The organism is Xanthomonas sp. NCPPB 3570 (assembly GCF_056725115.1).
Map to the genome: position 1 here is coordinate 4,415,344 of NZ_CM161513.1, position 13,622 is coordinate 4,428,965.

14 protein-coding genes are annotated in these 13,622 nt (G+C 68.9%); 8 read left to right on the forward strand and 6 right to left on the reverse strand.

The window, feature by feature from the left end; genetic code table 11:
* The first annotated feature begins 185 nt into the window (after positions 1–185).
* Entirely contained in the window at positions 186–971 is a 786-nt protein-coding gene (locus AC1PLR_RS19020) for a transporter substrate-binding domain-containing protein (protein ID WP_481101973.1), read from the forward strand.
* A gap of 84 nt (positions 972–1,055) precedes the next feature.
* Positions 1,056–1,529 (forward strand): DUF4410 domain-containing protein, encoded by a 474-nt coding sequence (locus AC1PLR_RS19025; RefSeq protein ID WP_481101974.1) that lies wholly within the window; start codon positions 1,056–1,058, stop codon positions 1,527–1,529.
* Between the two features lie 283 nt (positions 1,530–1,812).
* Here AC1PLR_RS19025 and AC1PLR_RS19030 read toward each other — a convergent pair whose 3' ends face one another.
* Positions 1,813–2,712, reverse strand: coding sequence for an AraC family transcriptional regulator (locus AC1PLR_RS19030; protein WP_010340295.1), 900 nt, complete (start codon positions 2,710–2,712; stop codon positions 1,813–1,815).
* 302 nt (positions 2,713–3,014) lie between these two features.
* Here AC1PLR_RS19030 and AC1PLR_RS19035 point away from each other — a divergent pair, with 302 nt between their 5' ends.
* Positions 3,015–3,374, forward strand: a complete 360-nt coding sequence (locus AC1PLR_RS19035; protein ID WP_010340294.1) for a hypothetical protein — start codon at positions 3,015–3,017, stop codon at positions 3,372–3,374.
* 29 nt (positions 3,375–3,403) lie between these two features.
* Here the strand turns inward: AC1PLR_RS19035 and AC1PLR_RS19040 are convergent, their stop codons facing one another.
* The 4 genes from AC1PLR_RS19040 to AC1PLR_RS19055 form a co-directional block, all read right to left on the reverse strand.
* On the reverse strand, positions 3,404–4,324 hold the full coding sequence (locus tag AC1PLR_RS19040) for a CorA family divalent cation transporter (RefSeq protein WP_019799335.1): 921 nt from the start codon (positions 4,322–4,324) through the stop codon (positions 3,404–3,406).
* A 78-nt stretch (positions 4,325–4,402) separates the two neighbouring features.
* On the reverse strand, positions 4,403–5,773 hold the full coding sequence (gene cycA, locus AC1PLR_RS19045; RefSeq protein WP_010340292.1) for a D-serine/D-alanine/glycine transporter: 1,371 nt from the start codon (positions 5,771–5,773) through the stop codon (positions 4,403–4,405).
* Positions 5,774–5,912: 139 nt separating this feature from the next.
* A complete protein-coding gene (locus AC1PLR_RS19050; protein ID WP_010340291.1) occupies positions 5,913–6,260 on the reverse strand; it encodes a hypothetical protein in 348 nt (115 codons plus the stop codon).
* 185 nt (positions 6,261–6,445) lie between these two features.
* Positions 6,446–7,321, reverse strand: a complete 876-nt coding sequence (locus AC1PLR_RS19055) for a DMT family transporter (RefSeq protein WP_010340290.1) — start codon at positions 7,319–7,321, stop codon at positions 6,446–6,448.
* 293 nt (positions 7,322–7,614) lie between these two features.
* On the opposite strand from AC1PLR_RS19055, the gene AC1PLR_RS19060 reads away from it, so the two are divergent.
* The 3 genes from AC1PLR_RS19060 (at position 7,615) to AC1PLR_RS19070 (ending at position 10,618) form a co-directional block, all read left to right on the forward strand.
* Positions 7,615–8,313, forward strand: a complete 699-nt coding sequence (locus tag AC1PLR_RS19060; protein ID WP_481101975.1) for a hypothetical protein — start codon at positions 7,615–7,617, stop codon at positions 8,311–8,313.
* Positions 8,314–8,334: 21 nt separating this feature from the next.
* Positions 8,335–9,531 carry a peptidoglycan-binding protein gene (locus tag AC1PLR_RS19065; protein WP_481101976.1) on the forward strand — a complete coding sequence of 399 codons (1,197 nt, stop codon included), beginning with the start codon at positions 8,335–8,337 and terminating at the stop codon, positions 9,529–9,531.
* A gap of 250 nt (positions 9,532–9,781) precedes the next feature.
* Positions 9,782–10,618 (forward strand): class I SAM-dependent methyltransferase, encoded by an 837-nt coding sequence (locus AC1PLR_RS19070; RefSeq protein WP_481101977.1) that lies wholly within the window; start codon positions 9,782–9,784, stop codon positions 10,616–10,618.
* A gap of 24 nt (positions 10,619–10,642) precedes the next feature.
* Here the strand turns inward: AC1PLR_RS19070 and AC1PLR_RS19075 are convergent, their stop codons facing one another.
* The gene (locus AC1PLR_RS19075; protein WP_481101978.1) at positions 10,643–11,536 is read right to left on the reverse strand and encodes a LysR family transcriptional regulator; all 894 of its coding nucleotides are present in this window, start codon (positions 11,534–11,536) and stop codon (positions 10,643–10,645) included.
* Between the two features lie 84 nt (positions 11,537–11,620).
* Between AC1PLR_RS19075 and AC1PLR_RS19080 the strand changes: the two genes are divergently transcribed.
* Positions 11,621–12,454: an NAD(P)H-dependent oxidoreductase gene (locus tag AC1PLR_RS19080; protein WP_481101979.1), complete on the forward strand. Its 834-nt coding sequence runs from the start codon at positions 11,621–11,623 to the stop codon at positions 12,452–12,454.
* A 65-nt stretch (positions 12,455–12,519) separates the two neighbouring features.
* Complete coding sequence (locus tag AC1PLR_RS19085; RefSeq protein WP_481101980.1) at positions 12,520–13,611, forward strand: DUF1615 domain-containing protein; 1,092 nt, start codon at positions 12,520–12,522, stop codon at positions 13,609–13,611.
* Positions 13,612–13,622: the final 11 nt, after the last annotated feature.

The window sequence follows — 13,622 nt, forward strand, 5'->3', positions numbered from 1 at the left end:
GTGCCGCCGCGCGCGGCGGGCCGCGACACGCCGCCATCTGCCGCCGCTGCGGACACGCAAGGCCTTGTCGCGCCAGGGATTGCATCGGCGCACGAGGAAACCGGCTAAGGTGACGCGCCCGGCCGGCGCGACAGCCGGCGTACAGACAGCGGGCACCGACACCCGCCCCGCCGCAGGAGAACCGCATGACCCGACGCTTGGCCACCGCCCTGCTCGGCGCTGCGCTGGCGTTGCCCGCGCACGCCGCGCCCTCGCACCTGGACAGCGTCCTGCAACGCGGCACGCTGCGCGTGTGCACCACCGGCGACTACGCGCCCTACAGCCGCCTGCGCGCCGACGGCGGCTACGACGGCATCGACATCGCCCTGGCGCAATCGCTGGCCGACAGCCTGGAGGTCACGCTGCAATGGGTGCCCACGCGCTGGCCGACGCTGCTGCCGGACCTGCGCGCCGACCGCTGCGACATCGCCGTCGGCGGCATCTCGGTGTCGCTGCCGCGGCAACGCCAGGCTTGGTTCAGCGCGGTGCTGGAGGTCGACGGCAAGATCCCGCTGGTGCGCTGCGCCGACCAGGCGCGCTACCGCGACATCGCCCAGATCGACCGCCCCGAGGTGCGGGTGATCGAACCGCGCGGCGGCACCAACGAGGCGTTCGCCCGCCGCGAACTGCCGCATGCGCAACTGCTCCTGTCCGACGACAACCCCGCCATCTTCCGCGACCTGCGCGAGGGCCGCGCCGACGTCATGATCACCGACGCCTCCGAGGCGCGCTTCCAGCAGCGCCAGGTGCCCGGTCTGTGCGCGGTGGCGCCGCAGCGGCCGCTGCAGTACAGCGAGAAGGCGTTCCTGCTGCCGCGCGACGATATGGCCTGGAAGGCCTACGTCGACCAGTGGCTGCACCTGAGCAAGGCCAGCGGCGCCTATGCACGGATCGTGGCGGCGTGGCTGGGCGATCCGGAACCAATTCCCTGAACCTACCGCCTGCCCGCGCCCAGCCGCTATGCTGCCGCGGCCGGCGGCGTTCGCCCCGGCATGGGGACCCAACAAGGAGAGAGCATGAAACTGCAATGGAAAACGCTCGCGCTGCTGAGCGTGATGTTGCTGGCGACCGGCTGTGCGACCAACAGCGTGGTGCACCAGAGCTACAAGGCGACCACCGCCGAAACCTACTGGTACCAGCTCACCGGCAACGACGACACCGATGCCGAGAGCCTGGCCATGTTCCGCCGCCAGCTCGACGCGCAACTGGACGCGGCGCACCTGCACGGCACACAGGGCCAGGCCAATGCGCGCAAGATGACCATCGTCATCGATCACTACTACATGCGCAGCAATGGCGCGCGTTTCTGGGCCGGCATCATGGCCGGGCGCGACAAGGTCAAGAGCCGCATCAGCGTCGCCGATGCCAACGGCAAGACCGCCGCGCAGTTCGATGTGGAATCGACCAACAGCACCGCCTGGGGCACCTCCGAAGGCCTGATCGAGCGCCACGCGCAGGAGATCGTCGCGCGGCTCAAGCAACTGCAGTAGTGCTTACCGCCCGTGCAGAACCGCAGCGGTCCTGCGCGGGTACAGAGGCAAAATGCCGCGCTGTCTGCAGCGCCCCTCGCATCATCTGCTCCCACGACACGCACGCCGGATGTAGCTTTCTCCGTAGGAGCGGCTTCAGCCGCGACGGAGCGTTCCCGGTAAAGCCCGTCGCGGCTGAAGCCGCTCCTACGACACGCGCTTCGACGTGATGCGAGATGCGCTGTCGTCGATCAAGCAGCCGCACGTCAGATGCGCAAGGCGGCCCGCGCAGTACCAGTAACGCTCAGCCGGCCAGGCCCAACTGCTCGGCCAGGTCGCTGCGTGGCGAACGCCCGTACAGCCGGCTGTATTCGCGACTGAACTGCGACGGGCTCTGGTAGCCGACGCGGTAGCCGGCCGCGCCCACGTCCATGCGTTCGACCACCATCAGCCGCCGCGCCTCGCGCAGGCGCAACTGCTTCTGGTACTGCAACGGCGTCATCGCCGCGACCGCGCTGAAATGGTGATGCAGCGAGGACACGCTCATGTTGACCTGGCGCGCCAGATCCTCGATCCGCAGCGGCTCGGCGTAGTGCTGGCGCAACCAGGCGATGGCCTTGGCGATGCGGTTGCTGGGGCTGTCCTCCTGGGCGATGCGCAGCAAGTTCGGCCCGCATGGTCCGACCAGCAGGCGATACAGGATCTCCTGTTCGATCAGCGGCGCCATCGCCGCGATGTCGGCCGGACGTTCCAGCAGCCGCAGCATGCGCAGCGTCGCGTCCAGCAGGTCCGGGCAGGCGGTGTTGACCGACACCCCGCGCGGGCGTTCGGCGCCGACCTGCGGCGGCAACGGAATCCGCTCGAGCAGTTCGCGCAGCCGGTCCGGCCGGATCGACATGCCCACGCCCAGCAGCGGCTGTTCCGGGCTGGCCTGGGTGATGCGCGAGACCACCGGCAGATCCAGCGTCACCAGCAGAAAGGTGCCGACGCCGTAGCGGTACTCCTCGTTGCCCAGGGTCAGGCACTTCTCGCCCTGCAATACCAGCGCGAAGACAGGCCACTGCGCGGTGTGCGTCTTCGGCGACGGCGCGGAGCGGTAGGAACAGAAGAAGCCCTCGATAGCGGTCTCGTGGTCGCCATCGGGCGTGGCCAATCGGGCAACCAGGGCGGCCATTTCCTGGTAGCGGTGGGCGAGCGCGGTCATCGGCAAAGGCGCCGTAGCGTGCGAAAGGAGGAAGGCAAGCTTGCACGATGCTGCGCCGGCGCGGACCACGGCGCGACGCGGCTTGCAGGATCGTACAAGAATTCCGTTGGATCGCGCTAACGCGCTGGCGGCGCAGGCCAGCATCCTGTCTCGGCCGGTTCCCCTACCGGCGCCGTCCCGGAACGCCCGCCCCCGCCCGCCTGTTCCGGCCGTACGGCCCTGTCCCTTCCCCATGCCCCTCGTCGCGCTGTCGCGTCGCTGCCAGCGTGCCATGCGGGCGATGCAGACCGCAGGAGAGACCGATGCATCCCCATACCGAAGCCCTGGAAATCGCCACCTTCCGCCTGCTCGACTGCACCTGGCGCACCTTCCTGCGCGCCAATGCCGAGGTCGATGCCTGGCTGCAGCGCCAGCCCGGCTTCCGCTCGCGGCGCATCGCCCGCCGCCGCGACGGCAGCGTGGTCGACATGGTGCTGTGGGACAGCGTGGCGCACGGCACCGCGTCGGCGCGGCGGCTGATGCGCGAACTGCAGGGCGCGGCGATCCACGCCCTGATCGATCCGGACACGGTGTCGTGGGACATCGCCGCGGTGCAGCACGTCAGCGGCGAGGAAAGCGACCGGGAGGAGGACGCCGCCGAGGCCGACAGCCTCGCCGCGTGACCTGCGCGGCCGGCGCCGCGCGCGGCTGGTCAGACCCAGCCGCGCCGGCGGAACCAGGCCAGCGGCAGCAGCATGCTCAGCGCGATCACGCCCAGCGCCCAGTAGTAGGCGTCGTGCCATTTCAGCTCGGGCATATGCGCGAAGTTCATGCCCCAGATGCCGACCAGCACCGTCGGCGGAATGCCGACCACCGAGGCCACCGCCATCACCTTCATCACGTTGTTCTGGTCGACGTTGATCATGCCCAGCACGCTGTCGAGCAGGAACTCGATGCGGTCGTCCAGGTGCTGCTCGAATTCGATCAGGGTGGCCAGATCCTTGTGCAGCAGGCCGATGCGCTTGGCCGCGTCCTCGCCAAACCAGTCCGGCGCCGCATCGTCCAGGTAGGTAGCCACGCGCAGCAGGCCGTGGCCGGCGTTGTGCATGCCGCCCAGGCGCCGGCCCATGTCGCCGACGTCGTGCAGCATCCGCTCCAGGTGCCGCGACTTGTGCCGCGCATGCGGCTTGGCGAACGCCGCGCGCGTGGTCTCGGTGATCTGCGCCTCCAGCGCTTCCAGGCGGTCGGCCAGGCGCCCGACCAGTTCGTCGAGCAGGCGCAGCAGCAGGTCGTCGCTGCTGCGGCAGGGGCTGTGCTGCAGCTGCGCGGCCACCGCATCCAGCGAGGCCATCGGCTGCTCGCGCTGGGTCACCAGCACCCGCGGCGACACCGCGAACCCGAGCGGCGCGGTCGGACCGTCCTCGTCCTGGAAGCGCGGCACGTTGAGGAACAGCACCTCGCCTTCCACCCGCACCCGGCTGCTGAACTCGATCTCGCCGATGGCCGCGCGCGTCGGCACCGCGAAACCGACCTTCTCGTCGACCTCGGCCAGCTCCGCCTCGCTCGGCCGGCACAGGTCCACCCAGCACACCGGCGTATCGGAAGTGCCGCCGAGGCGGTGGATGGTGATCATCGGGACGGGCTCGCGCAGGAAAGGCCGCGAGCATCCGTCAGCGCGCGCGGAGCGTCAACGACCGCCGCGCGCACCGGTTCAGGCACTGCGGCGCTTCAACGCGTAGCCCACGCCCAGCAGCAGGAACCACACCGGGCTGGCGAACAGCGCCTGGCGGGTGTCGGCCTGCAGGGTCAGCAGCGCCAGCACGAAGGCGAAGAACGCCAGGCACACGTAGCACATGACCACCCCGCCAGGCATCTTGAACGCGGAGGCCGCATGCAGTTGCGGGCGCTTGCGCCGGTAGGCGATGTAGGCGCACAGGATCAGCGACCAGACGAACATGAACAGCACCGCGGCCAGGGTAGTGACCAGGGTGAAGGCGGTGACCAGGTTCGGGATCAGGTACATCAGCACGGTGCCGCCGAGCAGGCAGGCGCAGGAGAACAGCAGTCCACGCGCCGGCACCGCCGCGCGCGAGAGCCGGGCGAAACCACGCGGCGCGTGGCGCTCCTCGGCCAGGCCGTAGAGCATGCGACTGGTGGAGAAGATGCCGCTGTTGGCCGAGGACGTGGCCGAGGTCAGCACCACGAAGTTGATCAGGCTGGCCGCGGCCGGCACGCCGGCCAGCACGAACAGCTCCACGAACGGGCTCTTGCCCGGCACCACCTCGCGCCACGGCGTCACCGCCATGATCGCCACCAGCGCCAGCACGTAGAACACCAGGATGCGCACCGGGATCGAGTTGATCGCCTTGGGCAGGTTGCGGCGCGGGTCGGCGGTCTCGGCGGCGGTGGTGCCGACCAGTTCGATGCCGACGAAGGCGAACACCGCGATCTGGAAGCCGGCGAAGAACCCGCCCAGCCCCATCGGGAACATGCCGCCGTCGTTCCACAGGTTGGCCAGCGAGGCCACGTGCCCGGACGGCGACTGGAAGCCCCAGGCGACCAGTCCCGCGCCGGTGAGGATCAGCGCGCAGATGGCCACGATCTTGATCAGCGCGAACCAGAATTCCATCTCGCCGAACAGCTTCACCGTCACCAGGTTCAGCCCCAGCAGCAACAGCACGCACAGCATCGCCGGGATCCAGGGCGCCAGCGTCGGGAACCAGAACTGCGCGTAGGCGGCGATCGCGATCACGTCGGCGATGGCGGTGATGATCCAGCAGAACCAGTAGGTCCAGCCGCAGAAGAACCCGGCCCAGGGCCCCAGCAGATCGGTGGAGAAGTCGATGAACGACTTGTACTCCAGGTTCGACAGCAGCAGCTCGCCCATCGCGCGCATCACGAAGAACAGCATCACGCCAATGATCAGGTACACGAACAGGATCGACGGCCCGGCCAGGCTGATGGTCTTGCCCGAGCCCATGAACAGGCCGGTGCCGATCGCCCCGCCGATCGCGATCAGCTGCAGGTGGCGGTTGGAGAGGCTGCGCTGCAGGTGGTCGGGCTGGGCGGACGGATCGGTCATGGGCGCAGGCCATCGCGGGGGATTAGCCTGCAAACATAGAAGATGGCGGCAGTGCGCGCCAGCCGCGCGTGCGCCGGGTGGCGCCCGCGTCGGCACGGACGGCGCCGCATGCCGTCCGCCCCGCCGCGGGGGCCGTCGCTCAGGCCAGCGCGCCGCCCTGCCCGATCGCCACGAAGCTGAAGTCGCGGTCGGACTGGTTGCCGCCGCCGTCGCCGGTCTTCAGCAGCACCTGGCCCGCATCCAGGCGGATGATCACCGCGTTGTCGCAGGTGCTGCCGTCGCCCGGATAGATCTGGGTCACCGAGACCCCGTCCAGCGCCTGGAACGGCGGCTGGAAGCTCACCAGGTAATGCCCGGTGCTGACGTGCGCCACCGTATATCCCGCGCCGTTGTGGACCGCACCGTCCGCGCCGACCACGCCTGCCACCACCCGCACGCCCGCATGGGTGGCGGCGTCGCGCAATTGTTCCATCGCATTGTTGATCATGCCGTTCTCCGATCTTGATAAGGAAAGTCCGATGGCGCGGCGACCGCTGCGCTCCGTCGCGGCCACGCGCCGCTGCCCTGCCTCGTCCATGAGCCGGCAGCATCGCCGCGCTGCGTGCGCGGCCGTATCGGCGATTTCCTGATCGGCGCCGGTGTGGCGACCGAGATCGGCTCAGGCGGCCGCGCTCACACCAATTTGGTGCGCCGCCACCACCGCGTGACCTTCTCTTCGCGCACCAGGGTGAACAGCCCGGCGCCCAGGATCAGCGCGATGCCTACCGCCATCGGCCAGTCCAGGTGATCGTGGAACAGCCAGTAGCCGAACCCGATCGCCCACAGCATCTGGCTGTACTGGGTCGGCGCCACCGCGCTGATCGGCGCCGACCGCGAGGCGTACATCATGAAGATCGCGGCCAGGCCGGCGAGCAGGCCGTAGCCGGCCAGCAGGATCCACTGCTGCCAGGTCGGCCAGACGAAGGTCGGCAGCATCAGCAGGCCGCCCATCAGCAGCGGGCCGAGCACGCCGGCGCCGTACAGGGTCAGGCGCTTCTCGCCGGGCCCGGCCATGCGCAGGCTGATCACCGACACCGCCCCCACCAGACCGCAGACGATCGCCGCGACATGGCCCTGGCCCAGGTGCCGGAACCCCGGCCGCAGCACCACCAGCACGCCGATGAAGCCGACGATCACCGCCAGCCAGCGCCGCCAGCGCACCTCCTCCTTGAGCAGCAGCACCGACAGCACGGTGACGAAGATCGGCATCAGGAAGATCAGCGCGAACGCCTCGGCCATCGGCAGCAGTGTGAACGCGGTGACCGCGGACAGATTGCCGGCCGCGCCGGTGAACGCGCGCAGCAGCCAGATGCTGGGCCGCTGCGCCACCACCACCTCGCGCCAGCGATCGCCCGGCTTCTTCAGGAACGGCAGCGCAGACAGCATCAGCAGTGCGCCGAAGAACACCACCTCGTAGGCCGGCAGCGAGCCTTCCAGCCCCTTCACGAAGGCGTCGCTGATCGAATAGGCGGCGTAACAGGCGAAACCGAGCAGCACACCCTTGAGCATCATGAGCCTCTTGCGATCGAACGGCGCCCCCATACCGGGCACGCGGGAACTGGCGCCCATTATGCGGGGGGAACGGAAGCAGCGACCGCGCGAACCGTCCAGGACACGACAAATTCTTAAGCAATGCGTTGCTATAAGCCTCAGCGCAACCAAGGGTGCCCCCGCGGTTGCATCCAGGGAGCGGGAGTTGCCTCCGTGTCAGGAAGACGCGAACCCAAGACCGCCTCGTCGGCCTCCCTGCTGCCTTGAACCCGATCGCAACGCGTCCGTTGCATGCAGCCAGAGACCGCCCGATGCCATCACTGCCACGTTGTCTGCCTTTCCTCCTTGCGGCAAGCCTGATCGGCTGCCAGCCGTCCGCGCAAACCACACCGGCCGACCACGCCGCCAACGGCGGCACGGACTCGCCCTCCCCTGCTCCAACGACCGACAAGGCGCCCGCTTCGCCGGCGGCGTCGCTTTCCGGGGAGGCGTCCCTGCAACCCTTGCTCAAGCCGGGAGACCAGATCCTCGCCTTCAAACAACACGACCTGACCGGCAACGGTGGGACCGATGCCGTGGCCATCGTCCGCCACGCCAATGCCGATGCGTCAGGCAATACCTGTGAGCTGCTGGTCCTGCAACAGGCGAATGCGGCATGGAACGTGGCCGACCGTAGCCCGCAAGCGGTCGACTGCCTCTACAACGATGTGGCGCGCAACGCGAAGCGCCTGGACGACAACCTGAGCCTGAAGACGCAGGAAATCGTCTACGTCAACCAGCAGACGCGCAGCAATGTCACCTACACGCTGAAGTACGACTCGGCCAAGAAAGCCTGGTATCTGGCGGAAGCGAGCAGCACGGCGCCGGCAGAGAATCCGCAGAGCGGCGCGATGGAGGTCTTCCGCGGAACCGCCAGTTATCCGGCGGACTTCGCATGGACCCCGATTTCGCAGATCGACCCAGAAAAACTGCAGGACGCCATGGACAAGCACCGCGCCGTCGTCCAGTAATCCGATTCCAAGGAGAGAACCATGCCCCGTTTCAACGAAAGCTCGGCATTGCTGCTCAAGACCGCGGTCGATTCCGGCATCACCTCGCCGACGGAACTGGCCAACCTGATGGGAAACGCCGCCGTCGAGACCGGCCACTTTCGCCGCATGCACGAGAACCTGGGCTATACCTCGGCCGACAGCGTGATCGCCGCGGTCTCCTCGGCCGATGACCGCTTCACCCGCAAGCAGGTGGAAGACGCCGTCGCCAGCCGCGACCCGCAGCGCATTGCCACCGTGATGTACGAAAACCGCGCCGATCTCGGCAATACCGAACCCGGCGACGGCTGGCGGTTTCATGGCCGCGGCTATCTGCAGTACACCGGCCGCGACAACTACGAGCGCTACGGCCAGCGCTTCAATGTCGATCTCGCCAACAACCCGGACCTGGCGGCCGAACCGCAGACGGCGGCCAATCTCGCGGTGGCCTATTGGCGGGATCGCGTACCGGAGAACCTGCGCGACAACGCCCGTGCAGCGGGCCGCATCATCAATGGCGGCGACAACGGTGCCAACGAACGCGTGCAGGCCGCGAACCAATGGGCCCAGACCATCACGCCAGAGCTGGTCGCCGACATCCGGAGCGGCAAGGTCTCGCTGCAGCAGCTGGCCAGCATGGGTGGAGATGAGCGCAGCCAGCAAACCCGGGCACTGCAGGAACAGTTGGCTGAACTGGGCTACCGGGGCGCGGACGGCAAGCCGTTGAAGCCGGACGGCGACTTCGGACGCAATACGCGCCATGCCCTGAAAGAGTTCCAGCGCGCGCATGGCCTGGATGACGATGCCGTCGTCGGACGCGACACACGGGCAGCTCTGGCCGAGGCCAAGCGTTCGCCGCTGGTCTCCGAAGCCACGCATGCCGACCATCCGTTCTTCAACGCGTTGCGCGAACGCATGCCCGGCGCCACCGACGCGCAAGTCGCGCACACCCTGCAAGCGGCCAAGGCCGAGGGCATCCAGGGCCCGCAGCAACTGCAGACGGTCACGGTACAGGACAAGGTTGCGTTCGTCGCCGGCACCACGCCAGGGTTTCGTGCGCGTGTCGATCTGGACCAGGTGCCGACGCTGCAGGAAAGCACCCGCCAGGTGAATGCGCAGAATCAGCAGCGCGATCAAGCATTGCAGCAGCCGGCCCAGCAGCAGGAACCTGCGCAGGCACGCGGTGGCATGGCGCATTGAACGAAGCCGCCGCGCTGCTCGCACATCCCATCGGCAACTCGGTCCCGATGGGATGTGCACCGGGGGGCAAAGCGCTTCTGCCGGAGTAGCGCGTTGGTCCGGTGCCGCAATCCTGCCGATACGTTTCGCACGTAGCAATGTCACATGCGGCGCTTGCCCGTCGCAGTCACCCCCTCTCGGCGCCGCGTCGGTTACGATGCGCTCCCGCATCCGAGCCCCGCGCCGCGCCCTTGCCGCCGGCAGATCCCCCGTGACCCGCTATTCCGGCCCCCTGCTCACCCGTCCGCTCGCCACCGCATTGCTTGCCGCGCGCGATGCCGGCGCCGCCACCTGGTCCGGTTCGCTCGACCTGGAGCGCAGCCACGGCCAGGCGCTGCTTGGCGCTGAAGGCTGGCAATGGCAGGGGCACGACTATCCCTATCCGGGCAAGCTCAAGGATCGCACGCTCTACTATTGGGACGGCGAGGACTTCGCCGCGGTGTCGCGCTTCGGCGGTGCGTTGATCAAGCTGGTACCGACCGAGTGGGGAGCGCCGACGTTCGAGATCGACGGCATCAAGATGTTGCCCAGCGCACAGCTGTCGCCGTTCGAGGACGCGCGGCGCAAGGTGGCGCTGGTGGAACCGCGCGGCAAGCAGGTGCTCGATACCTGCGGCGGCCTCGGCTATTTCGCCGCCTGCGCGCTGGAAGCCGGCGTGGCGCGTCTGCATTCGTTCGAAAAGAACGCCGACGTGCTGTGGCTGCGCACGCTCAATCCGTGGTCGCCGGATCCGGCCGCCAGCGATGGCCGTCTGCAGCTGACGCATGGCGATGTCGGCGCCGCCATCGGCGGAATCGCCGATGCGTCGATGGATGCGATCCTGCACGACCCGCCGCGCTTCGGCATCGCCGGCGAACTCTACGCACAAACCTTCTACGACCAACTCGCGCGGGTGCTGCGCCGCGGCGGCAGGCTGTTCCACTACACCGGCAGACCGAACAAACTCACCAGCGGCCGCGACGTGCCGCGCGAGGTGGCCAAACGCCTGGAGAAGGCCGGCTTCGCCGCGCAACTGGCGTTGGACGGGGTGCTGGCCACGCGCCGCTGAGGCGGCAGCGCGTCCAACGCGATGTCAGATCGACGCGAGAATGTGCTCGCGCAACCAGCGGTGCGCCGGATCGCGGTGCACGCGCTCGTGCCAGAGCATGGCCATCTCGTAGCCGGGCAGTTCCAGCGGCGGCGCGCACACCCGCAGGCCGGGCTGGTCGCGCACCAGGCGCTCGGGCAGCATCGCCACCAGGTCGCTGCGCTGGAGCGCGGCAACCACGAACTGGAAGTGCGGCACCGACAGCACCACACGCCGCTGCAAGCCGTACGCGCGCAGCGCGGCATCGGTGACGCCGCTGAAGCCGCCGCCATCGGGCGAGACGATGACGTGTTCGAGCGCGCAGAACTGCGCCAGGCTCGGTCGACGTCGCAACCGCGGATGGCCGGCCCGACCGACCAGCACGTAGTGTTCGGCGAACAGCGTGCGCCGGCGCAGGCCGGGCGGCGCGTCGGCGACGGTGTGCAGGGCCAGGTCGATCTGGCCCTGTTCGGCCTGCTGCGCGATCGTCGGCGGCGCCAACTGCAGCACCGCCAACGTTGTGCCCGGCGCCACCCGGCGCAAGGCGGCGATCGCCGGCAGCAGCACGGTGGACGCACCGTAGTCGCTGGCCGCTACCCGCCACAACGTCTGCGCGCGCGCCGGATCGAACGGTGCGTCCGGTGCCACTGCCTGCTGCAGCGCCTGCAAGGCCTCGCGCAACGGGACGCGCAGCGCTTCGGCGCGGGCGGTGGGGCGCATGCCGCGCGGCCCAGGCAGCAGCAGGGGATCGCCCAGCGCCTCGCGCAGCTTGGCCAGGTGCACGCTGACCGAGGGCTGCGACAGATGCAGGCGCGCCGCGGCGCGGGTCACGTTGTGCGTGTCGAGCAACGTGTCCAGTGTCAGCAGCAAGTTGAGATCCAGGCGCCGCAGATCAGCCATCGTAATAACGGACATTAAGGCAATTCATTTCCACTATAGCGAACGACGGCCTAGCGTGGAGACCTTCCCTCATTGAGCACCCGCATGAACGTCTTGTTGGTCTACGCCCATCCCGAACCCGCCTCGCTCAACGGCGCCCTCAAACAGGTGGCGGTGCAACGCCTGCAGGAGGCCGGCCACCACGTCCAGGTCTCGGATCTGTACGCCATGGACTGGAAGACCACGGTCGACGCGCAGGACAGCCTGGACGGCGCCGCGGACGCACGCTTCGATCCCTCGCGCGACTCGCAGCGCGCCTTCGCCAGCGGCCGCCAGCGCGCGGACATCGCCGCCGAACAGAACAAGCTGCGCTGGGCCGACGCGGTGCTGCTGCAGTTCCCACTGTGGTGGTTCTCGATGCCGGCCATCCTCAAGGGCTGGGTGGACCGGGTGTATGCCTGCGGCTTCGCCTACGGGGTCGGCGAACACTCCGACACGCACTGGGGCGATCGCTATGGCGAAGGCATGCTCGCCGGCAAGCGCGCGATGCTGATCGTCACCGCCGGCGGCTGGGAATCGCACTACGCGCCGCGCGGCATCAATGGCCCCATCGACGACCTGCTGTTCCCGATCCAGCACGGCATCCTGCATTACCCGGGCTTCGATGTGCTGCCGCCGTTCGTGGTGTACCGCAGTGGCCGCATGGATGCGGCGCGTTTCGCACAGACCAGCGCGGCGCTGGGCGAACGGCTGGACACGCTGTTCAGTACCGCGCCGATCGCATTCCGCAAGCAAAATGGCGGCGACTATGCGATCCCTGCACTGACGCTGCGGGAGGATCTCGCCCCAGGCCGCAGCGGCTTCGGCATCCATGTGCTCGACGCGGACACGCAAGCGGCGGCGACCTCCAACCGCACAGCGTCGACGCCGACGACGTAGGCGCGGTGCCGACAGCACACCTGTAGGATGCAGGCGACCGCCACTCCGTTGGAACCGCCGCGCCGATGTCCACCGACGTCTTCGTCCGCCTGCTCGCCGTGTGCAGCGCCGCCTTGCTCGGCGCCTGCGCCACGCAGGCGCCGCGCGTGCCCGAGCGCACGCCCAGCGAGGTCAAGGCCGACATTGCCCGGCGCATCCCGGCGACGGTGCCCGATCGCCGCGGCTGGGCCGACGACGTCTACGTGGCCCTGGCCTCGCAGAGTCTGGGCACCAATGCCGAGAACATCTGTGCGATCCTTGCGGTCATCGAACAGGAATCGACCTACCAGACCAATCCGCCGGTGCCGGGGCTGGGCAAGATCGCCCGGGCGGAACTGCAGCGGCGCGCGGCGGCGGCGCATGTGCCGGCGTTCGCTGTGGATGCGGCGCTCAAGCTGCGCGGGCCGGATGGGCGCAGCTATGCCGAGCGCCTGGCCGCTGCGCGCACCGAACAGGATCTCAGCACCATCTTCGAGGACATCGCCGGCAGCGTGCCGCTGGGCCAGCGCCTGTTCGGCGACCTCAACCCGGTGCACACCGCCGGGCCGATGCAGGTGAGCATCGCCTTCGCGCAGGCGCATACCGACGGCTATCCGTATCCGCTGAGCGACGGCGTGCGCCACGCGGTGTTCAGCCGCCGCGGTGGCATCTGGTTCGGCACCCGCCACCTGCTCGGCTACCCGAACGAAGCGGCGATGCTGTACCGCTTCGCCGACTTCAACGCCGGCTGGTATGCCAGTCGCAATGCCGCGTTCCAGGCTGCGCTGGCGCGTGCCAGCGGCATCTCGCTCGCCCTCGATGGCGATCTGCTGACGCCAGGCGCCGACCTCGACACGCCCGGCGCCACCGAGCGCGCCGCACGCAGCCTGAGCACGCAACTGGGCATGGACGCGCGCACCATCCGCCGCGAACTGCAACGCGGCGGCGAAGCGGATTTCGCCGACAGCGCGCTGTATCGCCAGGTGTTCGCGCTGGCCGACCGCGATGCCGGCAAGCCACTGCCACGCGCGGTGCTGCCGGGCATCGCCCTGGAAAGTCCGAAGATCACCCGCAAGCTCACCACCGCCTGGTTCGCGCAGCGCGTGGCCGAGCGGTGGCAGCGCTGCCTGGCCAAGTGATCGCCGCGACA

What these genes read in the sequence shown, in the direction of transcription:
- AC1PLR_RS19020 (WP_481101973.1), top strand. Translation starts at nt 186, where the DNA reads ATGACCCGACGCTTGGCCACCGCCCTGCTCGGCGCTGCGCTGGCGTTG.
- AC1PLR_RS19025 (WP_481101974.1), top strand. Translation starts at nt 1,056, where the DNA reads ATGAAACTGCAATGGAAAACGCTCGCGCTGCTGAGCGTGATGTTGCTG.
- AC1PLR_RS19030 (WP_010340295.1), bottom strand. Translation starts at nt 2,712, where the DNA reads ATGACCGCGCTCGCCCACCGCTACCAGGAAATGGCCGCCCTGGTTGCC.
- AC1PLR_RS19035 (WP_010340294.1), top strand. Translation starts at nt 3,015, where the DNA reads ATGCATCCCCATACCGAAGCCCTGGAAATCGCCACCTTCCGCCTGCTC.
- AC1PLR_RS19040 (WP_019799335.1), bottom strand. Translation starts at nt 4,324, where the DNA reads ATGATCACCATCCACCGCCTCGGCGGCACTTCCGATACGCCGGTGTGC.
- cycA (WP_010340292.1), bottom strand. Translation starts at nt 5,773, where the DNA reads ATGACCGATCCGTCCGCCCAGCCCGACCACCTGCAGCGCAGCCTCTCC.
- AC1PLR_RS19050 (WP_010340291.1), bottom strand. Translation starts at nt 6,260, where the DNA reads ATGATCAACAATGCGATGGAACAATTGCGCGACGCCGCCACCCATGCG.
- AC1PLR_RS19055 (WP_010340290.1), bottom strand. Translation starts at nt 7,321, where the DNA reads ATGCTCAAGGGTGTGCTGCTCGGTTTCGCCTGTTACGCCGCCTATTCG.
- AC1PLR_RS19060 (WP_481101975.1), top strand. Translation starts at nt 7,615, where the DNA reads ATGCCATCACTGCCACGTTGTCTGCCTTTCCTCCTTGCGGCAAGCCTG.
- AC1PLR_RS19065 (WP_481101976.1), top strand. Translation starts at nt 8,335, where the DNA reads ATGCCCCGTTTCAACGAAAGCTCGGCATTGCTGCTCAAGACCGCGGTC.
- AC1PLR_RS19075 (WP_481101978.1), bottom strand. Translation starts at nt 11,536, where the DNA reads ATGGCTGATCTGCGGCGCCTGGATCTCAACTTGCTGCTGACACTGGAC.
- AC1PLR_RS19080 (WP_481101979.1), top strand. Translation starts at nt 11,621, where the DNA reads ATGAACGTCTTGTTGGTCTACGCCCATCCCGAACCCGCCTCGCTCAAC.
- AC1PLR_RS19085 (WP_481101980.1), top strand. Translation starts at nt 12,520, where the DNA reads ATGTCCACCGACGTCTTCGTCCGCCTGCTCGCCGTGTGCAGCGCCGCC.